Source organism: Streptomyces sp. 4N124, assembly GCF_052245395.1.
Lineage (GTDB): Bacteria > Actinomycetota > Actinomycetes > Streptomycetales > Streptomycetaceae > Streptomyces.
Window position 1 is genome coordinate 1 of sequence record NZ_JBQQBS010000093.1, and the last position, 24,237, is coordinate 24,237.

At 71.3% G+C, this 24,237-nt stretch carries 21 protein-coding genes and 2 rRNA genes; 5 read left to right on the top strand and 18 right to left on the bottom strand.

From position 1 onward, the window contains the following. The 3 genes from ACTWQO_RS45795 to ACTWQO_RS45805 form a co-directional block, all read right to left on the bottom strand. On the bottom strand, positions 1–1,063 hold a 1,063-nt coding region (locus tag ACTWQO_RS45795; RefSeq protein WP_443243330.1), incomplete at its 3' end, for an NB-ARC domain-containing protein. 160 nt (positions 1,064–1,223) lie between these two features. Further along, entirely contained in the window at positions 1,224–1,850 is a 627-nt protein-coding gene (locus tag ACTWQO_RS45800; protein ID WP_443243331.1) for an NUDIX domain-containing protein, read from the bottom strand. A gap of 81 nt (positions 1,851–1,931) precedes the next feature. After that, positions 1,932–3,581 (bottom strand): CTP synthase, encoded by a 1,650-nt coding sequence (locus ACTWQO_RS45805; RefSeq protein ID WP_443243332.1) that lies wholly within the window; start codon positions 3,579–3,581, stop codon positions 1,932–1,934. Between the two features lie 459 nt (positions 3,582–4,040). On the opposite strand from ACTWQO_RS45805, the gene ACTWQO_RS45810 reads away from it, so the two are divergent. Continuing rightward, positions 4,041–5,843, top strand: a complete 1,803-nt coding sequence (locus tag ACTWQO_RS45810; RefSeq protein WP_443243333.1) for a glycoside hydrolase family 15 protein — start codon at positions 4,041–4,043, stop codon at positions 5,841–5,843. Positions 5,844–5,912: 69 nt separating this feature from the next. Next, positions 5,913–7,295, top strand: a complete 1,383-nt coding sequence (locus tag ACTWQO_RS45815) for an FAD-binding oxidoreductase (RefSeq protein ID WP_443243334.1) — start codon at positions 5,913–5,915, stop codon at positions 7,293–7,295. Here ACTWQO_RS45815 and ACTWQO_RS45820 read toward each other — a convergent pair. Beyond that, complete coding sequence (locus ACTWQO_RS45820; RefSeq protein WP_443243335.1) at positions 7,282–8,241, bottom strand: LLM class F420-dependent oxidoreductase; 960 nt, start codon at positions 8,239–8,241, stop codon at positions 7,282–7,284. The two genes, ACTWQO_RS45815 and ACTWQO_RS45820, sit on opposite strands and share 14 nt — an antisense overlap. Positions 8,242–8,334: 93 nt before the next feature. Here ACTWQO_RS45820 and ACTWQO_RS45825 point away from each other — a divergent pair, with 93 nt between their 5' ends. Continuing rightward, the gene (locus ACTWQO_RS45825; RefSeq protein ID WP_443243336.1) at positions 8,335–9,978 is read left to right on the top strand and encodes a PucR family transcriptional regulator; all 1,644 of its coding nucleotides are present in this window, start codon (positions 8,335–8,337) and stop codon (positions 9,976–9,978) included. On the opposite strand, the gene ACTWQO_RS45830 is transcribed toward ACTWQO_RS45825, so the two are convergent. The 6 genes from ACTWQO_RS45830 to ACTWQO_RS45855 form a co-directional block, all read right to left on the bottom strand. Then, positions 9,975–11,111, bottom strand: a complete 1,137-nt coding sequence (locus ACTWQO_RS45830; protein WP_443243337.1) for a glycosyltransferase family 4 protein — start codon at positions 11,109–11,111, stop codon at positions 9,975–9,977. The two genes, ACTWQO_RS45825 and ACTWQO_RS45830, sit on opposite strands and share 4 nt — an antisense overlap. A 182-nt stretch (positions 11,112–11,293) precedes the next feature. Then, on the bottom strand, positions 11,294–12,019 hold the full coding sequence (locus ACTWQO_RS45835) for a hypothetical protein (protein WP_443243338.1): 726 nt from the start codon (positions 12,017–12,019) through the stop codon (positions 11,294–11,296). Between the two features lie 23 nt (positions 12,020–12,042). Next, positions 12,043–13,761: a DNA repair protein RecN gene (gene recN / locus ACTWQO_RS45840; RefSeq protein ID WP_443243347.1), complete on the bottom strand. Its 1,719-nt coding sequence runs from the start codon at positions 13,759–13,761 to the stop codon at positions 12,043–12,045. A gap of 161 nt (positions 13,762–13,922) precedes the next feature. Beyond that, positions 13,923–14,828 (bottom strand): NAD kinase, encoded by a 906-nt coding sequence (locus ACTWQO_RS45845; RefSeq protein ID WP_362952541.1) that lies wholly within the window; start codon positions 14,826–14,828, stop codon positions 13,923–13,925. After that, a complete protein-coding gene (locus tag ACTWQO_RS45850) occupies positions 14,825–15,640 on the bottom strand; it encodes a TlyA family RNA methyltransferase (protein WP_443243339.1) in 816 nt (271 codons plus the stop codon). Before ACTWQO_RS45850 ends, ACTWQO_RS45845 begins: the two co-directional genes overlap by 4 nt. A gap of 7 nt (positions 15,641–15,647) precedes the next feature. Next, positions 15,648–15,935 (bottom strand): hypothetical protein, encoded by a 288-nt coding sequence (locus ACTWQO_RS45855; RefSeq protein ID WP_443243340.1) that lies wholly within the window; start codon positions 15,933–15,935, stop codon positions 15,648–15,650. 42 nt (positions 15,936–15,977) lie between these two features. Here ACTWQO_RS45855 and ACTWQO_RS45860 point away from each other — a divergent pair, with 42 nt between their 5' ends. Continuing rightward, positions 15,978–16,325: an SCP2 sterol-binding domain-containing protein gene (locus tag ACTWQO_RS45860; protein ID WP_443243341.1), complete on the top strand. Its 348-nt coding sequence runs from the start codon at positions 15,978–15,980 to the stop codon at positions 16,323–16,325. Here the strand turns inward: ACTWQO_RS45860 and ACTWQO_RS45865 are convergent. The 4 genes from ACTWQO_RS45865 to ACTWQO_RS45880 all read right to left on the bottom strand — a co-directional run bounded on the left by ACTWQO_RS45865 (position 16,309) and on the right by ACTWQO_RS45880 (position 20,435). Further along, entirely contained in the window at positions 16,309–17,217 is a 909-nt protein-coding gene (locus tag ACTWQO_RS45865) for an ABC transporter ATP-binding protein (RefSeq protein ID WP_443243342.1), read from the bottom strand. The genes ACTWQO_RS45860 and ACTWQO_RS45865 overlap by 17 nt on opposite strands. Then, positions 17,214–18,278: a FecCD family ABC transporter permease gene (locus ACTWQO_RS45870; protein WP_443243343.1), complete on the bottom strand. Its 1,065-nt coding sequence runs from the start codon at positions 18,276–18,278 to the stop codon at positions 17,214–17,216. The genes ACTWQO_RS45865 and ACTWQO_RS45870 overlap by 4 nt, the downstream gene beginning before the upstream one ends. After that, positions 18,275–19,318, bottom strand: coding sequence for a FecCD family ABC transporter permease (locus ACTWQO_RS45875; RefSeq protein ID WP_443243344.1), 1,044 nt, complete (start codon positions 19,316–19,318; stop codon positions 18,275–18,277). Before ACTWQO_RS45875 ends, ACTWQO_RS45870 begins: the two co-directional genes overlap by 4 nt. Before the next feature lie 88 nt (positions 19,319–19,406). Then, a complete protein-coding gene (locus ACTWQO_RS45880; protein ID WP_443243345.1) occupies positions 19,407–20,435 on the bottom strand; it encodes an HAD hydrolase-like protein in 1,029 nt (342 codons plus the stop codon). A gap of 72 nt (positions 20,436–20,507) precedes the next feature. Here ACTWQO_RS45880 and ACTWQO_RS45885 point away from each other — a divergent pair, with 72 nt between their 5' ends. Further along, on the top strand, positions 20,508–21,800 hold the full coding sequence (locus tag ACTWQO_RS45885; RefSeq protein WP_443243346.1) for a DUF1015 domain-containing protein: 1,293 nt from the start codon (positions 20,508–20,510) through the stop codon (positions 21,798–21,800). Positions 21,801–21,849: 49 nt separating this feature from the next. Here the strand turns inward: ACTWQO_RS45885 and ACTWQO_RS45890 are convergent, their stop codons facing one another. The 4 genes from ACTWQO_RS45890 to ACTWQO_RS45905 form a co-directional block, all read right to left on the bottom strand. Next, positions 21,850–22,587 carry a hypothetical protein gene (locus tag ACTWQO_RS45890; RefSeq protein ID WP_443243348.1) on the bottom strand — a complete coding sequence of 246 codons (738 nt, stop codon included), beginning with the start codon at positions 22,585–22,587 and terminating at the stop codon, positions 21,850–21,852. Continuing rightward, the gene (locus ACTWQO_RS45895) at positions 22,479–23,735 is read right to left on the bottom strand and encodes a hypothetical protein (RefSeq protein ID WP_443243349.1); all 1,257 of its coding nucleotides are present in this window, start codon (positions 23,733–23,735) and stop codon (positions 22,479–22,481) included. Before ACTWQO_RS45895 ends, ACTWQO_RS45890 begins: the two co-directional genes overlap by 109 nt. A gap of 183 nt (positions 23,736–23,918) precedes the next feature. Then, positions 23,919–24,035, bottom strand: a 5S ribosomal RNA gene (gene rrf / locus ACTWQO_RS45900). Positions 24,036–24,141: 106 nt separating this feature from the next. Then, a 23S ribosomal RNA gene (locus ACTWQO_RS45905) occupies positions 24,142–24,237 on the bottom strand; the annotation flags it as partial.

Here is a 24,237-nt window from a genome sequence, read left to right on the forward strand (position 1 = left end):
GCATGCGGGCGCGCGCGAGCTGGAGCTCGGCGGGGCGGTCCTGGGTCTCGGTCAGCGCCTTGAGCAGGGGGTGCAGGCAGCCGGGAACCTGGTACTGCGGCAGCGGCGCGGGCACGCTCCGCAGCAGGCCGAGGGAGACGAAGTCGTCCAGGGCGGTGCGGGCGCCGTCCACCGAGCAGCCGGCGAGCGCGGAGGCGGTGTGCGGGTCGATCAGGCCGGCGGGGGCGAGGGAGAGCAGGCGCAGTGTCCGGGCGGCGGTGCTCGGCAGGGACGCGTAGGCGAGCCGGAAGACCCGGCTGAGCGGCGTGCCGTCGTCACCCTCCGCATGCAGCTGCTTGGCGAAGTCGGCGACGGCCGCCTTCGGGCGGGCGGCGAGCCAGCCGCCGGCCAGCATCAGCGCGGCGGGCTGGGCCTGGCACTCCTCGACGAGTCCCTCGGCGGCCCGCGGGTCGACGGTGATGCGGACCGAGCCGGTGTGCCGGGACAGCAGTTCCACGGCCGACTTGGTGTCGAGGCCGCCCAGGGTGCACGGGCGGACGTCCGCGATCCCGGTCAGCGGTCCGCCGGACACGGCGACGACCAGGCATTCCGCGGTGTCCGGCAGCAGTGCGTCGACCTGCTCCGCGGTGGCGGCGTCGTCGAGCAGGAGCAGGACACGCCGGTCGGCGAGGGCGGTGCGCAGCACCTCGGTCAGGTCGTCGTCACGGGCGCCGGGCGGGGTGGGCAGTTCCAGGGCGGTGAGCAGTTCGCGGGCGGTGCGCTCGACGGGGACGGGGCTGCCGTCGGGCTCGCTCAGGCGCGCTCGCAGCACTCCGTCCCGGTAACGGTCCGCTACCTGCCGCACCAGTTCCTCGGCGAGTGCGGTACGTCCTGAGCCGGGCCTGCCCGCGATGAGCAGCACGCGCGCGCGTGGGGCCTTGCGGCCGGAGAGGGTGTCCAGTCCCGCGCGCTCGATGTCGGCGCGCAGCTCCTTCAACTCCCGTGTGCGGCCCAGGAATCGAGGCTCCGCAGCAGTGTGCGCGGACAGCCGCGCGCCACCAGTGTCCACCGCCTGATCCGTCACGGGCCACACTCCCGTCCCACCACACGTGCCAACCCGCCGGGACTCCGGCTCGGGCATTTTCAGAGCCTAGTTCACGCTCTGCAACGTTCCGTGAGGAGCGCGGCGGACACGTCGCCCGATCGGATCAGCCGATGGTCACACCGGAGTGGCCCAATCGTGTTCAGACCTCGAAGGGCCGCGCCGGCCAGGGCGCGTCCGCGGGGCGCAGTGCGTCGAGTCCATCACCCTGCTGGGCGGCGACCAGTGAAAGGACGCCCACGATCAGGCAGTTGTTGTGCAGCTCGCCCGTGAGCACACCCCGGACGAGCTCGTCGACGGGCACGCGCGCGTACTCCAGGTCGGTCTCCTCGTGCTCGACCTCGAAGCGCTCCCCCTCGGCCTCGGACAGATCGCGGGCGAGGAAGATCCGTACGGCCTCGTCGCAGCCGCCGGGGGTGGTGTAGACGTCGGTCAGCACCCGCCAGTCCTCGGCCTTGACGTGCGCCTCCTCGTACAGCTCGCGCTGGGCGGCGTGCAGCGGGTTCTCGCCGGGGACGTCGAGCAGGCCGGCCGGGATCTCCCACAGCTTCTGCCGTACGGGGTGGCGGTACTGCCTGATGAGCAGGACACGGCCGTCGTCGTCGAGGGCGAGGACCGCCACGGAGCCGGGGTGGACCTGGTAGTCACGGCGGACCACCGAGCCGTCGGGCATGACCACCTCGTCGGTGCGGACGGAGGTCTTGTTGCCCACGAAGGGGGTCTCCGTCGCCCGGATCTCCCACTCCTCGGGGGTGTCCTTGATGGTCATGCCGTGTCCTTCCGGATGTGCAGAAAAAAACCGGGGCGCGACCTTGAAGGTACGCACCCCGGCAACCGTACAACTGGTGTGTTACTTGGAATTCTTCCGCTCGACCGAGGCCTTCACCAGCCCGGCGAACAGCGGATGCGGACGCGTCGGACGCGAGCGCAGCTCGGGGTGCGCCTGGGTCGCGACCAGATAGGGGTGGACGTCACGCGGATACTCGACGTACTCGACGAGCTTGCCGTCCGGCGAGGTGCCCGAGAAGACGATGCCGGCCTTCTTCTCCAGCTCCGCGCGGTAGGCGTTGTTCACCTCGTACCGGTGACGGTGCCGCTCCTCGACGTACTCCTTGCCGTCGTACACCTCACGCACGATGGAGCCCTCGGCGAGCTTGGCCGGGTACATGCCCAGCCGCATCGTGCCGCCCATGTCGCCCTCGCCCGCGACGATGTCGAGCTGCTCGGCCATGGTGGAGATGACCGGGTGGCCGGTGGCGGAGTCGAACTCGGTGGAGTTGGCGTCCGAGATGTCGAGCAGGTGGCGCGCGGCCTCGATCACGATGCACTGCAGGCCCAGGCAGAGTCCGAGCAGCGGGATCTTGTTCTCGCGGGCGTACTTGATCGCGCCGACCTTGCCGAGCACACCGCGGTCGCCGAAGCCGCCCGGGATGCAGATGCCGTCGACGTCGGCGAGCTGTGCCTTGGCGCCGGCCGGGGTCTTGCAGTCGTCCGAGGTGACCCACTTGATCTTCACGCGGGCCTTGTTGGCGAAGCCGCCCGCGCGCAGCGCCTCGGTGACCGAGAGGTAGGCGTCGGGCAGGTCGATGTACTTGCCGACCAGGGCGAGGGTGATCTCGTGGTCGGGGTTGTGGACGCGGTCGAGCAGGTCGTCCCAGGTCGTCCAGTCCACATCACGGAAGGGCAGGTCCAGCTTGCGGACCACATAGGCGTCCAGGCCCTCGCCGTGCACGGTCTTCGGGATGTCGTAGATGGACTTGGCGTCAGGGCAGGCGACCACGGCCGACTCGTCGACGTCGCACATCAGCGAGATCTTGCGCTTGATCGCGGTGGGCACCTCGCGGTCGCAGCGCAGCACGATCGCGTCCGGCTGGATACCGATGTTTCTGAGCGCCGCAACCGAGTGCTGGGTCGGCTTCGTCTTCAGCTCTCCCGAGGGGCCGATGTAGGGCAGGAGCGAGATATGGACGACGAAGACGTTGTCACGGCCGACCTCGTGCCGGACCTGGCGGACCGTCTCCAGGAACGGCAGCGACTCGATGTCGCCGACGGTGCCGCCGACCTCGGTGATCACGACGTCGACCTCGTCGGTGGCCATACGGCGGATACGGTGCTTGATCTCGTTGGTGATGTGCGGGATGACCTGCACGGTGTCGCCCAGGTACTCACCGCGCCGCTCCTTGGCGATCACCGTCGAGTAGACCTGCCCTGTAGTGACATTGGCGGAGCCGTCCAAGTCACGGTCGAGGAAGCGCTCGTAGTGTCCGATGTCCAGGTCTGTCTCGGCGCCGTCGTTGGTGACGAAGACCTCACCGTGCTGGAACGGGTTCATCGTGCCCGGGTCGACATTCAGATACGGATCGAGCTTCTGCATCACGACGCGCAGGCCCCGGGCTTTGAGCAGCATGCCGAGGCTGGAGGCCGTCAGGCCCTTGCCGAGAGAGGAGGCGACACCCCCGGTGACGAAGATGTGCTTGGTCGTCGTGGATTTGGGCGGCATGGCCAAGAGGGGGCTCCCGTGGTCGCGGTCTGTGGTGCGTTCCGGGGTTTTTCTCCCACCGGTCCACGGGCTACCAGGGTATCAGCGCCAGGAGGCGATGGCTTCCGGCCACGCTCCGCACACAGGTCGGCACGGACACGTACCGCTTACTTCTTTCTCACCCGTTGCTCACCCGTTCGGCGCACCCGCGTTGCCCGGAGCGGCACACAGATCATCTACGTGCGTCGTATCCTGCTCGGACACTCGCTGCCGAGCCCGGCCGGCAAAACGGCACCACCCCAGCCCGTACCCACCGGAACAACGAGAGCTCGTCAGTTCGTTGAGCAACGACTGTTGTTTTGCCTCACGGCATGAGCGACTGCTTTGCTTCATCGCTCAACGACGTATGACAAAGACCCCTTGACCGCACTAGCGACAGCCCCCTTGTGGGGTGACGTGGCCGTTCGACTGGAGTTGCACGTGGCCGGGCGCATCGAAGACTACGCACTCATCGGAGACATGCAGACCGCTGCCCTGGTCTGCCGGGACGGCACAGTGGACTGGCTCTGCCTGCCCCGCTTCGACTCGCACGCCATCTTCGCCGGTCTGATGGGCACCGAGGAACACGGCTTCTGGCGGCTGGGCCCCGCGCACGCGGCCGACGCCGAGCCGCCCGTCGCGGCCCGGCGCACCTACCGCGGGGACTCGCTGATCCTGGAGTCCGAGTGGGACACCCCGCGCGGCACGGTCCGGGTCATCGACTTCATGCCCCCGCGTGACGGCGCCCCGCAGCTCATCCGGATCGTGGAGGGCGTCTCGGGCCGCGTGCCGATGCGCTCGGCGCTCAGGATGCGTTTCTCCTACGGCCGGATCGTCCCGTGGGTGCACCGGCACGAGGGTCGGACGGTGGCCGTCGCGGGCCCCGACTCCGTGTGGTTCGACACATCCGCCGAGACCTACGGCAAGTCGCTCACGACGTACTCGGACTTCACCGTCGGACCGGGCGACCGGATCGCGTTCACCATCTCCTGGGAGCCCTCGCACAAGGAGCCGCCTCCGCTGCCGGAGCCGGAGCAGTCGCTGGAGGCGACCGAGGACTTCTGGCGCGACTGGGTGGAGCACTGCACGTACCACGGCCCCTACCGCGAGGCGGTGATCCGCTCGCTGATCACGCTCAAGGCGCTGACGTACGGCCCGACCGGCGGCATCGTCGCCGCCCCCACCACCTCCCTGCCGGAGGAGATCGGCGGCGTCCGCAACTGGGACTACCGCTACACCTGGCTCCGCGACGCGGCGATCACGCTCTCCTCGCTGCTGCGCACCGGCTACCGCGAGGAGGCCCGCGCCTGGCGCGAGTGGCTGCTGCGCGCGGTCGCCGGCGACCCCGAGAACCTGCAGATCATGTACGGCATCGCGGGCGAGCGCGAGCTGGGCGAGGCCGAGCTGGACTGGCTGCCCGGCTATGAGAACTCCGCCCCGGTCCGGGTCGGCAACGGCGCCGCGCACCAGCTCCAGCTGGATGTGTACGGCGAGGTCACCGAGGCCCTGCACCTGGCGCACATGACGGGCCTGGCCCGCAACGACTACGCCTCGCTGCTCCAGCTCAAGCTGATCCGCTATCTGGAGCGGCACTGGGACGAGCCGGACGAGGGCATCTGGGAGGTGCGCGGCCCGCGCCGCCACTTCGTGCACTCCAAGGTCATGGCGTGGGTCGCGGTCGACCGCACGATCAAGCTGATCGAGTCCGGCGACGCGGACGGCCCGCTGGAGCGCTGGCGCGAGCTGCGCGACGACATCCACCGGGATGTGTGTGAGAAGGGTTACGACAAGGAGCGCAACACCTTCACACAGTCGTACGGCTCGAAGGAGCTGGACGCCTCGCTGCTGCTGATCCCGCAGATGGGCTTCCTGCCGCCGGACGACAAGCGGGTCATCGGCACCATCGAGGCGATCCAGCGCGAGCTGTCCACCGAGGACGGCTTCATCCTGCGCTACCCGACGCAGGGCGAGGACGAGGGCGTCGACGGCCTCCCCGGCGACGAGGGCGCCTTCCTCGCCTGCTCCTTCTGGATGGCCGACGACCTGGCGATGATCGGCCGCGTCGACGAGGCCCGCAAGCTCTTCGAGAAGCTGCTGTCACTGCGCAACGACCTCGGTCTGCTGGCCGAGGAGTGGGACCCGCGCCTGCAGCGCCAGGTCGGCAACTTCCCGCAGGCCTTCAGCCACGTGCCCCTCATCGACACCGCACTGCGGCTGACGGCCTCGGGGGCGTACGGCGGCTGAACAGGACGCTTGTGACGCGCCCGCCTAGGCTGGGAGCAAGCGATTGCCCCGGCATGGAAGGGGGCAGCCATGGCTTCCCTCTCGACGGCGGGCGCGGCCCTCGCCGCGCTGCGTGAGGATCTGGCCGGTGAGGTGTTCGCTCCCGGGGATCCCGGTTACGACGAGGCGCGCGCCGTCTTCAACGCCATGATCGACCGGCGGCCCGCCGTGATCGCGCAGTGCGCGAACGTCGACGACGTCGTCCGGGCCGTGCGGTTCGGCCGGGAGCTGGACCTCAACATCGCCGTGCGCGGCGGTGGGCACAGCGTGGCGGGGATGGCGGTCAACGACGGCGGCCTGGTGGTCGACCTGCGCCGGATGCACGAGGTGACCGTCCATCCGGGAGCGGAGGCGGTACGGGTCGAGGGCGGGGCCACCTGGAGCCATGTGGACCGCGCGACCCAGCCGCACGGGCTGGCGACCACGGGAGGCAGGGCCTCGACGACCGGCGTGGGCGGCTTCGTGCTCGGCGGCGGCACCGGCTGGCTGGACCGCTGCTGCGGGCTCGCCGTCGACAATCTGCTCGGCGTGGAGTTGGTCACCGCCGACGGAAACCAGGTGCACGCGAACGCGGACGAGAACCCGGAGCTGTTCTGGGCACTGCACGGCGGTGGCGGCAACTTCGGCATCGCCACCGCGCTCACCCTGAAGTTGCACGAACTGCCCGAGTTCGCCATCGCGATGCTGCTGTACGCGCCGGAGTTCGCGCCCGCGGCCGTCCGTACCTTCCGCGACGTGATCGAGTCCGGCCCGGACGAGGTGAGCGGCGGCGTCCTGTACTTCACCGGTCCGCCCGAGGAGTTCGTACCGCCGTCCCTGGTCGGCGAGTTGGTGTGCGGCGTGCTTCTGACGTACGCCGGTGCGGAGCAGGACATGCGCAAGTACGCCGATCCCCTGCTGGCACTGAAGCACGAGGCGGAGATCGTCGGCGCGATGCCGTACGCCGACGTGCAGTGCATGATCGACGATCCGCCCGGCATGCGGCACTACTGGTCGGCGGAGTATCTGACCGGCGCACCGGACAACTACGTGGCCGTCTTCTGCACGGGCGCCCAGGGCATGCCCGTGCCGACCGGCACCCAGTTCGTGCTGCTCCCCCAGGGCGGTGCGATCGCCGCCGGCTCGCACGACTATCCGGTGCCCTACCGTGACGCGCCGTGGGCGGTGCACCCGTACGGCATGTGGCAGGACCCGGCGGACGACGAGCGGTGCATCCAGTGGGTCCGCGACGTCCGCGCCGACGCCGGGCCGTGGAGCACCGGCGCGGTCTATCTGAACTTCATCGGCGACGAGGGCCCGGAGCGGGTGATCGCCGGTCTGGGCGTCGAGAACCATCGGCGGCTCGAAGCGCTGAAGCGGCAGTACGACCCCGACAACGTCTTCCGCTTCAACCACAACATCAGGCCTGCTTGAGGGCCGTCAGCGTGCGTTCCCCGCCCGGGTCGCCCGCCGTCGCCGGGACGAGGGCGATCTCGTCGAGGCCGGCCTCGGCGTACTCCTCGGCACGCGCGCGTACGGCGTCGACGTCGCCCACCAGGCCGACCGTGCCCGCCGCCCGAGCGGGCAGCGCCCGCACCAGCGTGCCGGGGTCGGCACCGGTCCGGGCCAGTTCGACGGCCGCCCCGAAACCGGCCGCCTCGAACATGTCGCTGTAGCCCGGCACGGTCAGATATCCCGCGATGCTCCGCATGACCTGCGCGAGGGAGTCCGGGTCCGGATCGACGGCGGCCGGCAGCCAGGCGGCCAGGGTCGGTGGCGACGTACGGCCCGCGCGCTCGGCGGCGTCGATCATCCGGGCGCGCAGGGTGCGGACCTGCTCCGGGGAGACGATGTCGAGCAGCATGCGGTCGGCGTGCTCGGCGGCCGTGGCGATCGCCCGGTTGCCGAACGCGGCCACGGTGAGCGGTCCCCCGGGCGGCTGCTGCCGCCGCCGGAAACCACTGCCGGGCACGACCGGCTCGCCGTACGCGCCGTGCAGCAACTGTCGTACGGCAGCCGCGCTCTCCTCGAGTACGGCGGCGGGCCGGACCCGCGGGCGTCCGTGCACGCCCTCGACGACCCGCTTGCTGGACGTGCCCAGCGCCACCCCGACCGGCCGGCCGGTGACGGCGGCGCAGGAGGCGGCGCCCCGGGCGATCGTGAACGGGTCGCGCACGGACACCGCCACGGGCCCGGCGGTCAGCGCGACCCGCTCGGTGGCCCGCCCGATCGCCGTGGCGAGCACGAACGCGTCCCACGTCGGCCCCTCACCGGCCCACACCTCGCGGTACCCGAGCCGGTCGGCGATCACGGCGACCCTGAGCGGCTCCTCGACGGCACTGTCGTCCTCTCGCGCAACCGCGACCACGCTGAAGTCCATGGCGGCGCGCTTACCCCGCCGCGATCTCCTCAACCGCGACGAAGATCGTCCCGGAGATGTCGCGGGAGCATTCGCGCAGGTACCGTCCGCAGCATGGACAGCCGCACGGACAGCCGTTTCGAGAGCCAGGGCGCCGGGATCACCGTTCAGCGGGCGCTGGAGCTGCCCGGGCTGCGCAGCGGACTGCCCGAAGTGCTCGCGGGCGCCGACCGGCTGCAGCGGACCGTGCGCTGGGTCCACGCGGGCGAGGTCCCGAACATCGCCTCGCTCCTCAAGGGCGGCGAACTGCTCCTGACGACGGGATACGGGCTCGGCACCCGTCCGGCCGATCAGCGGGCGTTCGTCCGCACGCTGGCCGAGCGCGGGATCGCGGCCCTGGTGGTGGAACTGGGCCCGCGCTTCACCCGCCTGCCCGCCGCCCTCGTCGAGACGGCCCGCAGCGCCGGGCTCCCCCTGGTCCAGCTGCACCGCGAGGTGCCCTTCGTGACGGTCACCGAGGAGATCCACACCGAGATCGTCAACGGCCACTACGCGCTGCTCCAGCGGGCCGAAGAGGTGCACCGGCGGTGCACGGAGGCCCTGTTGGGCGGTGGCGGGGTGCCGCAGGTGCTCGGGATCCTGGCCGACTTCTGCGGCAACCCGGTCTTCCTGGAGACGACGGACGGGCAACTGCTGTATGCCGCCGGTGCCGGGCCCGAGGGCGCGGATCCGCTCCAGGTGTGGGAGGGGCTGCGCGGCCCGCACAAGGACGCCCCGCCGCCGGCCGGGTCGGTGCTCGTGGACGTGCCGGGCGGCGGCCCGGGAGCGGGGTCGGTGCGCGCCCGTCTCGCCCTGCTGCCGGTGCGGGCCCCGCTGGCGCCGGTGCACCGCATCGCCGCCGAGCGGGCCGCGAGCATCCTGGCCGTGGTGCTGATGCAGGCCCGCCAGGAGGAGGAGCTGGCGGCGCGTGGTCGGGGCGACTTCCTCACCGACCTCGCGGAAGGCCGTATCACGGCCGAGGACGCGCCCGCGCAGGCGCGCGTGCTGGGCTTCAAGCCGGGGGACAGCCCGCTGATGCCTGTGGTGATGCGCCTCGGGGACGCTCTGTCGCCGGGCGGTGGCTGGGCGGTGCTGGCACGCGCGGTCTCCGAGGAGCTGGCGTCCGTGGGCGTGCCGGTGCTGCTCGGTGTGCGGCCGGTGGAGGGCCGGGTCCTGGTGCTGCTCGGCCTGCGGTCGGAGTCGGAGCGGGCACCCGTCGCGGACCGGGTCGCGGCGGCGCTGCGGGCGGGTGTGGAGCGGGCCGGGATGCAGCGGCCGGGCGCGCAGCCACCTGTCGTGGTCGTCGGGGTGGCCGGCGGCTGGGCGGCGGCGTCGGCGGGCCTCAGGCACGCGGCCGAGACGGCGACGGCGGCGCAGGGCCTGACGGACCGCCCCTGGTACGACGCCCGCCGCCTCGACATCGACCTGCTGCTGTGGCGGCTGCGCGACCATCCCGACCTGGCGGCCTTCGTGGACCGTGCGATCGGCCCGGTCCGCGACCACGACAGCAAGTCCAAGCCCCCGCTGCTGCCCACCCTGCAGACGTACTTGGCCCACGCGGGCCGCAAGGCGGAGACGGCCCGCGAGCTGCATCTGAACCGGCAGACCCTCTACAACCGCCTCGCCCGCATCGGCGAGTTGCTCGGCACGGACCTCGACGACCCGCAGACGGTACTGGCGTTGAGCCTGGCACTGCGCGCACGCCGACACGTGCCCTAGATCATGGGCCTGGGCTGCGTCAACTCGTCGTAGACACTGAGGACTTGGGCGACCGTCTCGTCCTCCGTGGGCCAACTGGCCGCCTGCCGTGCGCCCTTCTCCTTCAGCAGTTCCCGGAGTTCGGGGTCCGCGAGCAGGCGTACGACGGCGTCGGCGAGGGCCTCCGCGTCGCCGTACGGCACGAGTTCGGCGGCGTCGCCGAGGAGTTCGGGGTTGCCGCCGACGGCTGTGGCGACGAGCGGCACGCGCGCGTGGAGGGCCTCCTGCGCGAGCACGGAGCGCGATTCCCAACGGCTGGGCAGCAGGGCGAGGTCGGCTGCGGCGAGCAGTTCGCCGACGTCGTCACGGAGCCCGATGAGCCGGACCGGCAGTCCCTCGTCCTCGATCCGCCGCTGGAGGTCGGCCCGCAGCGGTCCCTCCCCGGCGATCACGACGAGCGGCACGGGGTCGAGGCGGCGCCACGCGCGCGTGGCGTCCAGCAGCGTTTCGTAGCCCCGGTGCCGGTCGAGGGAGCCGACGGCCATCAGCAACGGGCGGCCGGTGGCGCCGAGTTCGGCCCGCAGCTTGGGGCGCAGCCGGTCGGGGTCGTCCTGCTCGACCGGCCCGCGCGGCCCGGGCAGGGCGACGGCGGCGAGCCGGGCGTCGCGCGCACCGGTGCGGCGGGCCAGTTCCACCAGGTCCGAGGACGCCCCGAGCACCACCGACGCGGCCTTCACGACCCGCCGCTCCAGCATCCGCAGCAGGTGGGCGCGGGCCCCTTCGGCATGCGCGCGGTTGTGCCACGTCACGACGAGCGGAGTGCGCCGCCCGCTGAGCGCGAGCGCGGCGCGGAAGGAGGCGTGCAGCCCGTGCGCGTGCACCAGGTCGGCGTTCGCGCACACCGCCCGCAGCGCGGCCACGGAGGTCGGATCGCTGCTGCGCGGCACATGCACGTGCTCGGCTCCGGCGCCGGTGAAGTCATGGGCGCGGTCGGCCTCGGCGGGGGCGCACACGGTCACCCGCACGCCCCGAGCGACGAGCCCCGAAGCCAGCGAACGCACATGTGCGCTGCTGCCCGCGTTGCCTCCGCCGAGCACCTGCACGGTGCGCAGCGGCGACTGGCCGGTCGCTGAGTGGCTGCTCACGGGGCTCACGTGGCCGGGGGCTCCTGGTTCGGCGTCGGGCGGTCACGAAGAAACGTACAGAAGGATCGCGCGGAGGGGGTGTACCGCGGGGATCCCTACGCGTACGACGTACAACCCCAAGGATGCCAGGCCGTACGGGCGTTCCGTGAACCCCGAGGTGACACGGCCGCACACCACGGCTCCACGGTCACTCACACGAGTGAGCGAGCCGCTTCGCTGACCTGGTCCCCGCAGACCGCCGCGGCCACGACAGCGGCGGCATGCGCCACCAGTCCCGCCCGGCCGTTGCTCGCGACAACGGCGGCACCGAGAGCCGCGCCCAGCGCATGCGCCCCTGTGTCGCCCAGCATCGCCCGCTCACCGAGATCGTCGGGCAGCACGGCACCGGCGGCTCCCATGGCGACGGCGGCCACGTCCGCCCCCTCTCGCAACAGCCCCGGCGCCCCGAGGAGCAGCACCGCCCCCGCGGCCCTCCCGGGGCGAACGTCCACGAGATTGACGAAGTGCGCGGCCCCGGCGATCACGACCCCCGCGAGCACCTTGTCGACCGGCTTCTCCTTGAGCAGCGCCCCCGCGACCAGACCGGCGGCCCCGATCCCGAACAACTTCACGGCGCCGCTGGTGACTTCACCCTGCCGGAGCGCGGACAGATGGGCGCGGAAGCCCCGCCGGTGGTCCCCCGCGACATCGTCGTACGCCCCGCACGCCCCGGCGGCGGCCACGGCGAGCGCGGCGGCGGGACGGGCGTGTGCGGTGCCGAGCGTCGCCGCCACGGCCGCCGCCGGACCGGCGTACAACTCGACGGTCCGCCCGGCGTAGTTCGTGCGGTGCCAGCGTTCACCCGGGGCCTTGGCGCGAAGGACGGCGACGGTGGCGCGGGTGAGGAGGGCGGACAGACCGAGTCGGGTGATGATCATCCGTACACCCTAAGCGCGCCGCGCTACATGTCCGCCCGAGCCGTCGCCAGCAGCTCCTCCGCATGTGCCCGGGCCGTCTCCGAGTCCTCCTGGCCGGCGAGCATCCGGGACAACTCCCGGATCCGCTCCTCCCCTTCGAGGACCTTCACACCGGACCGGGTGACGGACCCGTCGTTGGTCTTCTCGACGAGCAGCTGCCGATCGGCGAACGCGGCGACCTGCGGCAGATGCGTCACGACGACGACCTGCGCGGTCTTGGCGAGCCGCGCCAGCCGCCGCCCGATCTCCACGGCCGCCTTGCCGCCGACACCCGCGTCGACCTCGTCGAAGAGATACGTCGGCACCGGATCGGTCCCCGCGAACACGACCTCCACGGCCAGCATCACGCGCGACAGCTCACCGCCGGAGGCGCCCTTGGCGATGGGCCGGGGCGGCGCCCCGGGATGCGGGGCGAGCAGCAGCTCGACCTCGTCGGCGCCCGACGGCCCGTACGCGACCGTACGCCCGCCGACCTCGACGCCCTCGGGGTCCTCGGTCTGCCGGATGTCGAACGACACGCGCGCGTGCGGCATGGCCAGCGAGGCCAGTTCGGCGGTCACCGCGGCGGCGAACCGCTCGGCGGCCTCCGCTCGCGCATCCGTCAACGCCTGTGCCAGCCCGCCCAGTTCGACCCGCAGCGCATCCCGCTCGGCGGTCAGCTCGTCGAGCCGTTCGTCGTCGCCGTCCAGCTCGGTGAGCCGCGCGGCGCCCTGTTCGGCCCAGGCGAGCACGGCGGCGACATCCTCGCCGTACTTCCGGGTCAGGGCACTGAGAGCGGCCCGCCGCTCCTCCACGGCGGCCAGCCGCAAGGGATCGGCATCCAGATCGTCGGCGTACCCCGCCAGCTCCCCGGCCACGTCCCCCAGCAGAATCCCGATCTCCCCGATCCGGTCCGCCAGCGCGGCCAGCGCCGGATCGTGCGACCGCACCGCCTCCAACGCCCGCTGCGCCCCCGCGACGAGCGTCGCCGCGTCGACCCCCTCCGGGTCCTCCGGATTCCCGGCGAGCGCGGCATGCCCGACCGTCGCGGCGGACGCCAGCGCCTCCGCGTGCCCCAGCCGCTCGGCCTCCTCCGCCAGTTCGACATCCTCACCGGCACGCGGCTCGACGCCCGCGATCTCCTCGAGCCCGTACCGCAGCATGTCGGCTTCCTGAGCCCGCTCACGCGCGCGCGTGGTGATCTCGTCGAGCTCTGCGGCGACGGCCCGCAGCCGCCGATACGCCTCCCCGTACTTGGCGAGCGGCCCCGCGACGGCCTCCCCCGCATACCGGTCCAGCGCCTGCCGCTGCCGGGACAGCTTCAGCAGCCCCTGCTGATCGGTCTGCCCATGCACGGCCACCAGCTCGTCGGCCAGCTCCGCCAGCACCCCGACCGGCACACTCCGCCCACCGAGATGCGCCCGCGACCGCCCTTCGGCGGAAACGGTACGGCTGATCAACAGCGCCCCGTCATCGAGCTCCGCCCCGGCCTCCTCGGCCCGTACGGCGGCGGAGGCACCCTCGGGCACGCCGATCCGCCCCTCCACGACCGCCTTCTCGGACCCGATCCGCACGAGCGCCGGATCGGCCCGCCCCCCGAGCAACAGCCCGAGGCTGGTGACGACCATGGTCTTACCGGCACCGGTCTCACCGGTGACAGCGGTGAACCCCGGCGACAACTCGACAACCGCATCGTCGATGACTCCGAGCGACCGTATCCGCATCTCCTCCAACACGGACACGACCTTACGAGGTCGGGGAGTAGGAGCGCGAGGCACCCTGTCACCCAGGGGAGTGGACCGACCTATAGGGGCGCGGGGAACTGCGCGAGCAACCACAACGAACCCGCAGCCCTCAACGCTCCGAAACCACCCCCCACAACCGGCTAGTGCGGCGCCCCCCGCCACCCAGAAACCGGCAACGCGAACTTGGCCACCAGCCGGTCAGTGAACGACGCATGATGCAACCGAGCCAGGCGCACCGGCACAGCCCCCCGCCGCACCTCCACCCGAGCCCCCGCAGGCAACTCCACAGTCCTCCGCCCGTCACACCACAACACACCCGGCGGAATATGCGGCAGAACCTCCACCGCCAGCACAGAATCCGGCGACGTCACAAGCGGCTTCGCAAACAACGCATGCGCACTGATCGGCACCATCAACAGCGCCTCAACCTCAGGCCACACCACAGGCCCACCCGCGGAAAACGCATACGCGGTAGACCCGGTCGGCGTCGACAAGACAATCCCGTCACACCCGAACCCCGTCACCGGCCGCCCATCAATCTCCAGCACGACCTCAAGCAACTTCTCGGCGCCGGCCTTCTGCACCGCCGCCTCGTTCAGCGCCCAGTCCGTGTGCACGATGTCCCCGTTGCTGTGCACGACGACATCGACGGTCATCCGCTCCTCGACCTCGTACGCCTTCGTCACCACCCGGTCGACAACCTTGTCGAGATCGTCCCGCTCGGCCTCCGCGAGGAACCCGACGCGCCCGAGATTGACGCCGAGCATCGGCACCCCGGACGCCCGCGCGAACTCGGCGCCGCGCAGCAACGTCCCGTCGCCACCCAGCACGATCAGCAGCTCACACCCGTCGAGGCACTGCGGAGTCGCCTCCTTGACCAGCTCCACCTCGTCGGGCAAGGGCAGGTCACGCGCCTCGTACTCCAGCACGCGCACCCCGATGCCCTCGCGCAGCAACCCCTTGACCACGAGCTCGGCGCTGCGGATCGCCGCAGGCCGGCCGGTGTGGGCGAGCAGAAAAACAGTACGAGCTCGGTTCTGTGTCAACGCGGCCCCTCCGCCACTGCACGGTCAACGTCGGCCGGGTCCAGTTCGGCTGCTCCGGCCCGCAGCCACAGAAAGTACTCGACATTCCCGGAGGGCCCGGGCAGCGGACTGGCGGTGACGCCTTTCACGCCGAGCCCGAGATCCCAGGCCCGCCGGGCGACACCCCGTACGGCCTCGGCCCTCAGCTCCGGACTGCGCACCACACCCCCGCTCCCCAGCCGCTCCTTCCCCACCTCGAACTGCGGCTTGACCATCATCACCAGATCGGCGTCCGGCCGCACGCACCGCACCAGGGCGGGCAGCACCAGTCCGAGCGGGATGAAGGACAGATCCCCCACGACAAGATCCACGGGCTCCCCATCGATCGCCTCAAGCGTCAACTCGCGTACGTTCGTACGGTCCTTGACGGTGACGCGTTCATCGCTCTGCAGAGTCCACGCGAGTTGCCCGTATCCGACGTCCACGGCGACGACGTGCGCGGCCTCGGCCCGCAGCAGTACGTCCGTGAAGCCTCCCGTGGACGCCCCCGCGTCCAGCGCCCGCCGCCCCTTGACGACGAGCCCCTGGGGTACGAAGACCTGCAGCGCGCCGGCGAGCTTGTGCCCGCCCCGGGAGACATAGCCCGGGTCGCTGTCGTCGGCCAGGACCACGATCGCCGCCGCCGTCTCCACCTGCGTGGCCGGCTTGGTCGCCACGATCTTGCCGACGGTGACCCGCCGGGCAGCGATCAGCTGGCTGGCATGCTCACGCGAGCGCGCGAGCTTCCGGTGGACCAGCTCCGCATCGAGACGGCGGCGTGCGACTCCTGCCACGTTCGGTTCAGCTCCTATGTCCGTACGACGTCGGGGGCGCCGGAGGCCCCGGGCGGGCGTCGAGCGCGGTGAGCGCGTCGCGCAGCCCCCGGTGTACATCCTCGTACACCTCCATGTGTCCGTCCGTGGCGAGGTGGTCGGCGTCGCCGAGCCGCTCCAGCTGGGCGTCGACGTCGGCGTTGTCGGTGGGGGTGCGCGGGACGTTCAGCGGGGCGGGGCCGGCGGGGTCGTACTCGGGCTCGACCGGCGCCGTCTCCTCCTCCGGGATCTCGGTCCCCGGCAGTGAGTCGCTCATGCCCAGACGCTACCCCGAACCGCTGGGGTACCGTCGATCTCGATGGCCACGACTGAGGAGTGCCGCGCCGCACTCGAAAAGCTCTCGGACAACATGCAGGACGCCGAGGGGGACGCCCGCACGGCCGCCGCCCTGGAACGCTCGGTGAGCTGCCACATCACCGACCTGGACGTCACCTTCGCGGGACGCATGACGGGCGGCCGGATCGAGGTCCACGAGACGCTCCAGGGCCCACCCCAGGAGAAGGCCCAGGTCAGATTCAGCCTGGCCGGCGACGACCTGGTGGCACTGGTCGACGGCGAGCTGAACTTCGCGAAGGCCTGGGGCTCGGGCCGCGTGAAGCTGCACGCGAGCCTGCGCGACCTGCTCGTCCTCAGGAAGCTTCTGTAGCGGCGACCTTCCTGTCGTCGGTCCGCGCCTTCCGCGCGGCCGGCACCACCAGCGGCGTCCCCGTCTCCGGGTCGTCGATGACCTGGCAGCGCAGCCCGAAGACCTCCTCGACCAGCTCCGCGGTGACGATGTCGTTCGGAGCGCCCTCGGCGATGATCGCCCCGCCCTTCAGGGCGATGAGGTGGGTGGCGTACCGGGCGGCATGGTTGAGGTCGTGGAGCACGGCGACCAGCGTGCGCCCCTGCTCCTCATGCAGCTCCGCACAGAGATCGAGCACGTCGATCTGGTGCTGGATGTCGAGATACGTCGTCGGCTCGTCCAGCAGCAGCAACGGCGTCTGCTGCGCCAGCGCCATCGCGATCCACACGCGCTGCCGCTGACCGCCGGACAATTCGTCGACATAGCGATCGGCCAGCTCGGCGACGCCGGTCTGCCGCATCGACTCCTGTACGACCCGCTCGTCCTCGGTCGACCACTGGCGCAGGATCCCCTGGTGCGGGTACCGGCCGCGGCCCACCAGGTCGGCGACCGTGATCCCGTCGGGCGCGATCGACGACTGCGGCAGCAGGCCCAGCGTCCGCGCGACCTTCTTCGCGGGCATCGACTGGATGACCGAGCCGTCGAGCAGCACCCGGCCCTGGCTGGGCTTCAGCATCCGTGACAGCGCCCGCAGCAGCGTGGACTTGCCGCACGCGTTCGGGCCGACGATCACCGTGAAGGAGTTGTCGGGTATCTCCACCGACAGTTGCTCGGCGATGACGCGCTGGTCGTAGGCGAGGGTGACGTCCTCGGCGGACAGGCGGTTCACGGTGCTCCTCTTGGTGTTCTCGTTCGCAGTGCCACGCGTCGTCTTCGCAGCGCTCAGGTCCGCCGTTTTCCTCAGGGCCCTCATATCCGCCCCGCCTTGCGCTCGGTGACCAGCAGCCACAGCAGATAGACGCCGCCGACCACGCCTGTGATCACACCCACGGGCAGCTGGTCGGCGCCGAACGCCCGCTGTGAGGCCCAGTCGGCGATGACCAGCAGCGCGGCGCCCATGCACAGGGACGGCAGCAGGTTGGGCCCGGGTGAGCGGGTCAGACGCCGGGCGAGCTGGGGTGCGGTGAGTGCGACGAAGCTGACGGGACCGGCGGCGGCGGTCGCGGCGGCGGTGAGCAGTACGGCGGCCACCATCAGCAGCATCCGGACGCGTTCGACGCGCACCCCGAGGGCGTTCGACACGTCGTCGCCCATCTCCATCATCCGCAGAGCGCGCGCGTTGGCGAGGATCAGCGGTACGAGCACGGCGCACAGCCAGAGCAGCGGCCAGACCTGTTGCCAGTCACGGCCGTTGAGGGACCCGGTCATCCAGACGACCGCACGAGCCGCGTCGACCAGGTCGGCCTTGGTGAGCAGATAGCCGTTGACCGCCGTCACGATCGCGGACACACCGATACCGACCAGCACCAGTCGATACCCGTGCACGCCCCGCTTCCAGGCGAGCAGATAGATGGCCATACCGGTCACCAGACCGCCCACCAGCGCCCCGACGGTGACCTGGGCCGCGCTCCCCGACATCAGCACGATCACCACGAGCGCACCCGCCGTCGCACCCTGCCCGAGGCCGAGGATGTCCGGACTGCCCAGCGGATTGCGCGAGATGGCCTGGAACAGCGCACCACCCAGCCCCAGCGATCCACCCACCAGGAGCCCGACCAGCACCCGTGGCAGTCGCAGATCGTTGACGATGAACTCCTGCCCCGCATTGCCGTTGCCCACCAGCGTCTTGAGCACATCGCCGACCGAGATGGGGAAGTCGCCGGTGCCGATCAGCAGGACGCTCGCGGCGAGTGCGGCGAGCAGCAGCAGGGCTACGACGGTGAAGGCACGGACGTCCAGCCGGACGGAGAGCCCGCCGGGCGTCCTGATGGCACGGTTGGTCGCCTTCACAGTCGGCTTCACGGTCGTCTTCACAGCTGGGCCGTCCTCCGCCGTCGTACCAGAAAGATGAAGACCGGCCCACCGAGGATCGCGGTCACGATGCCGACCTGCAGCTCCGCGGGCCGGGTCACGATCCTGCCGATCACATCGGCCCCCAGCAGCAGCACCGGCGACAGGACGGCCGCGTACGGCAGGATCCAGCGCAGATCGGGGCCGGTGAAGGACCGTACGACGTGCGGCACCATCAGCCCGACGAAGACGATCGGCCCGCAGGCGGCGGTCGCGGCCCCGCACAGCACGGTGGCGGCGAGCATGGACAGCGCCCGTGTGCGGTTGAGGTTGGCGCCCAGGGACTTGGCGGTGTCGTCGCCCATGGCCATGGCGTTGAGCGGCCGGGCGAGCGCGAAAGCGAGCAGCATGCCGACGGCGAGGAAGGGCAGCACCCTCAGGATGATGTCGTTGGTCGCCGAACTCAGCGAACCGACCGTCCAGAAGCGCATCTTGCCCAGCGCGGCCTCGTCCATGATCATCACGGCCTGGAGATAGCCGTAGAGCGCGGCGCTGATAGCGGTGCCGGCGAGCGCGAGCCGCACCGGCGTGGCACCCCGGCTGCCGCCGAGGAACCAGACCAGCGCCCCGACCGCCGCCGCCCCGAAGAACGCGAACCACACATAGCCGGTCAGGCTGGTGACGCCGAAGTAGGTGATGGCGGTGACGACCGCGGCCGAGGCGCCCGCGTTGATGCCGAGCAGCCCCGGGTCGGCCAGCGGATTGCGGGTGAGCGCCTGGAGCACGGCGCCCGCCAGGCCCAGCGCGGCACCGGCGAGCAGTCCCAGCACGGTCCGCGAGAGGCGTTCCGCGACGACGACATCGCCGTACGTCCCCGAGTCCTCGAACAATCCGTGCCACACCTGGTCCACGGACAGCTCTTTCGCACCGATCGCGATGCTCGCCAGCGCGACGAGCAACAGGATCGCCACGGAGACAAGCAGCCCAAAGGCACGTATCGCCCGGCGTTTCGGGGGCGCGGGGGCGGTCTCCGCGCGCTGTTCAGGAGGACTGTCGACCAACACGCAGTTAGGTTAGCCTACCCTCCTATTCGGCCACGATCCCGCTCCGTTGCCGTACGCGGATCCCCTGCCGGTGAGTGACCGCGAGCGCTCACAACCCCAGCCGCGCCAGCGCCTTCCCCCCGTCCAGCTCGCACACCCCCTCCCCTGCCGACGTCCAGGCCGCCGCGCACAGGGCCCGCAGGCCGTCCAACGCCTCGCCGTCACCGTCGAGTTCCAGCCTCTCGGCGCCGGCCCTCGCCCTCCAGCCACCGCACCGGAACCCGTCACCCTCCGGCGTGACCTCCGGCTGACCGGTGAGCATGCCGCGCAGATCGGCGTCGACATACGTCGGCCGGTGCTGCGGCGGAGCGGCGAGCAGCTGAGGTCCGTCGGTCACGCCGGTCAGCACCAGCAGCGAGTCCACGCCTCCGTTGAACGCACCCTCGATGTCCGTGTCCAGGCGATCCCCCACCACCAGCGGCCGCTCGGCCCCGGTCCGCAGAACCGTCTCCCGGTGCATCGGAGGCAGCGGCTTGCCGGCCACCTGCGGCTCGGCACCCGTCGCGATCCGGACGACCTGCACCGCCGCGCCGTTGCCCGGCGCGATCCCACGAGCACTGGGAATCGTCAGGTCGGTGTTGGACGCGAACCAGGGCACCCCGCGCGCGATGGCGTAGCACGCCTCCGCGAAGCGGCCCCACGGCAGTTCGGGCCCGCCGTACCCCTGCACGACCGCCGCCGGATCGTCGTCCGCCGACTCCACGGGCTCAAGCCCCCGCTCACGCAACGCGACCCGCAGCCCCTCCCCGCCGATCACCAGCACCCGGGAGCCCTGCGGCACCTGCTCGGCGATCAGCCGGGCGACCGCCTGCGCCGAGGTGATGACGTCGGACGCCGCCGTCGGTATGCCCAGCGCGGTCAGATGCGCGGATACGACGTCAGGGGTGCGCAGGGCGTTGTTCGTGACATACGCCAGGTGCATGCCTCCCGAACGAGCGGCGGCGAGCGATTCGACGGCGTACGCAATCGCGTTCCCACCCGCGTACACCACTCCGTCCAGGTCGAGCAGCGCCGTGTCGTGCGCCTCGCTCAGGGCCTGGCCACTGCCCTCCGGCCTCGTCCTGACGCTCTGGCTCATTCCGCATCGCTCCTCGTTCGACGGCTTTCCCCCGATCATCGCGCATGCCACCGACACACGTACGATGCCGGGATGAACTCAGCAGGTCACTCGGAAGCAACGGCGCGCCGGGGCCTCGAACTCACCCCGTTCCGAGGGCTCCGCTACGACCCCGACCGGGTCGGCAGTCTGGCCGCCGTGACCTCACCGCCGTACGACGTCGTGGTCCGCCCCGACGGCGTGCTCCATCTCGAGTCGGCCGACCCGTACAACATCGTCCGCCTGATTCTCCCCCAAGCTCCCACCGCCGCCGCCCGCAACGAACAGGCGGCCAAGACCCTGCGACGCTGGCTCTCCGAAGGGGTCCTGGCGGCCGACCCTCGGCCCGGCCTGTACGTCTACGAACAGCGCGACGGCGACGGCATGCTGCAACGCGGCGTGATCGGCGCCCTGCGCGTCTCGGATCCCGCGGAAGGCCTGGTCCTGCCGCACGAGGACGTCATGCCGCACATCGTGGCCGACCGAGCCGACCTCATGCGCGCCACATCCGCGAACCTCGAACCCCTGCTCCTGACGTACCGCGGCAACGGCTCGGCAACCGACACCACCGCAAGCATCGAACGTACGGCGGAGCAGCCCCCACTCCTCTCCACCACCACCGAGGACGGCTTCAGCCACCGCCTGTGGTCGATCACCGACCCCGATGAACAGGCCCGCATCCAGGCCGACCTCGCCCGGCACCAGGCCCTGATCGCCGACGGCCACCACCGCTGGGCGACGTACCGGCGTCTACGCGCGGAGCACCCCTCCCCCAGCCCCTGGGACCACGGCCTCGTCCTCCTCGTCGACACGGCCCGCTACCCGCTCCGCGTCCGCGCCATCCACCGCCTCCTGCACGGCCTGCCGGTCGCGGAAGCACTCAAGCCCCTCGACGGCCTGTTCCGCGTACGCCGCCTGGAAGTGCCCCTCCCCGAGGCCCTGGACGCCCTCGCCGACGCGGCCGCCGCCGGCAACGCCTTCCTGCTGGCCGGCGACGGCACATTCCACCTCGTGGACGAACCGGACCCGGCCCTCCTGGCCCGCACCGTCCCGACGGATCGCCCCGCAGCCTGGCGCACCCTGGACGCAACCGTCCTGCACGCCACACTCCTCGACCACGTCTGGCACATCCCCGAGGACTCCCCCGCCCACATCGCCTACATCCACGACACCGCGGCCACGGTCCGCAAGGCCGAACGCGACGGCGGTACGGCCGTCCTGATGCACCCGGTCCGTGAGGAGGTCGTACGCGACCTGGCCCGCCAGGGCGTCACGATGCCCCGCAAGTCGACGTCGTTCGGCCCGAAACCGGCGTCGGGCCTGGTGCTACGCGCGCTGGACCTCTGAACGACGAAGGGGCGGGACCCTGAACTCAGGATCCCGCCCCTGTCTCCGCCTAGTCCTCCTCGCCATCCTCAGAGGATGGCTGCGGCGTCGTCTCGTCGCCCTCGTTCTCGTCCAGCGCATCGACGAACTCGACACCGTCCAGCTCGGCAAGCCGGTCGGAGGCGTCCGTGCTGCCGTCCTTGTCGGCCTCGACCGCCTTCGCGAACCACTCCCGCGCCTCGGCCTCCCGGCCGGCGGCCAGCAGCGCGTCGGCATACGCGTACCGCAGCCGCGCGGTCCACGGCTGTACGGAACCGGCGGCCAACTCCGGGCTCTGCAGCGTCACGATGGCCGCGTCGAGCTGATCCATGTCACGCCGGGCACCCGCCGCGACAAGCCGCATCTCGACCTGACCTGCCTTGTCGAGCTTGTTCACCTCGGGCGCCCCGGCCATGTCCAGCGCCTTCTCCGGCCGCCCGAGCCCCCGCTCGCAGTCGGCCATGACGGGCCACAGGTCCACGTTCCCGGTCATCCGCCGTGCGGCCCGGAACTCGGCGAGCGCCTCGCTGTACTTCTGGTTCGCGTACGCCGCGAACCCAGCAGCCTCGCGTACGGCGGCGACGCGCGACGCCAGCCGCAGGGCCACCTTGGAGTAGCCGTACGCGCCCTCCGGGTCCTCGTCGATGAGCCGGGCGACCATCACCAGGTTCTTGGCGACGTCCTCGGCAAGCCCCTTCGGCAGACTCTGCAGCTCCTGCCGTACGTCCTTGTCGATCTCCTCGCCAGTGACGTCCTCCGGAATCGGCAGCCGCTTGATGGGCTCCCGGTCCCGCTCACGCTCATCACGGAAACGCCCACCGCCACGGCGGTCGTCCCCCCTGCGGTCGTCCCGCCGATCATCCCGGCCACGGAATCCCCCGGGCCGCCCACCGCGGTCGTCCCGCCGGGGCCCACGGCTACGGTCGTCGCGCCCGTCCCGCCCATCACGCCCACGGAACCCACCGCGCTCACCTCGGCTGTCCCCGCGACTATCATCCCGCCGACTGTCATCCCTGCGGAAGCCACCACGGGGTCCACGGTCGTCGACACCTCGGCGGTCGTCCCTGCGGTCGTCGCGCCGGCCATAGCCGCGGTCGTCGTCCCGGCGGCCCTGGCCGCGGTCGTCGTCCCGACGGGCGTAACCACGGTCGTCATCCCGGCGCCCCTGGCCGCGATCGTCATCCCGGCGGGCATGACCACGGTCGTCGCGCCGGCCGTAGCCACGGTTGTCATCGCGACGGAACCCGGAACGGTCGCCCTCGCGGCGGTCGTCCCTGCGCTCGTCACGACGGTCGTCACGCCGATCGTCCCGGCCGCGGAAACCTCCGGGCCGTCCACCGCTGTCGTCCCGGCGGAATCCACCACGCTCCGGACGGTCACCACGGTCGTCCCGCCGGAACCCACCCCGGTCGCCGCGATCATCGCGACGGAACGGGGGACGGTCTCCACCGCGGTCGTCACGGCGGAACGGGGGACGGTCCCCGCCCCGGTCACCGCGGTCATCGCGACGGAACGGAGGGCGGTCCCCGCCCCGGTCACCGCGGTCATCGCGACGGAACGGAGGGCGGTCTCCACCGCGGTCACCGCGGTCGGCGCGATCCCCACGGTCGTCGCGCCGGAACGGAGGACGGTCTCCGTCCCGGCGGAAGCCCCCGGGCCGCCCACCTCGGTCGTCGCGACGCGGAGTACCGGAACGGTCGTCGCGACCGCCGGAGCTACCTCGGTCCCGATCCCGGTCACGGTCCCGGTCGTCGCGTCGGAAGCCACCGCGATCGCCACGGTCGTCGCCCCGACGGTCATCACGGCGGTCGTTGCCACGACCGTATCCGCCACGTTCGTTCCCACCTCGGTCACTACCTGCGCGGTCGTTGCCGCGCCGCGGACCACCGCGGTACCCGCCGCGATCACCACGGTCACCACTGTCCCGTCGCCGCTGGTCGCGCTCCGGTCGATCTTCGGGAGAGTTGGTGGACATGGGTGACTCCTGTCTTCGGTACCGCAGTCATTCTCGCGCAACTCGGGACACCCGGCGCGCTCCAGTAAAAACAAAAGGACCCCTGGCCCCAGCTGAACGCTGGGACCAGGGGTCCTCCAAAGATTGTTCGGCGGTGTCCTACTCTCCCACAGGGTCCCCCCTGCAGTACCATCGGCGCTGTAAGGCTTAGCTTCCGGGTTCGAAATGTAACCGGGCGTTTCCCTCACGCTATGACCACCGAAACCCTATTGGTTTCGAGCGAACAAGCACACTCTTCAGTTAGATGTTCAAGCTCAAAGCCGACAACTGTTCGTTGTCTCAGAACTAACACAGTGGACGCGAGCAACTGAGGACAAGCCCTCGGCCTATTAGTACCGGTCACCTCCACCCCTTACAGGGCTTCCAGATCCGGCCTATCAACCCAGTCGTCTACTGGGAGCCTTA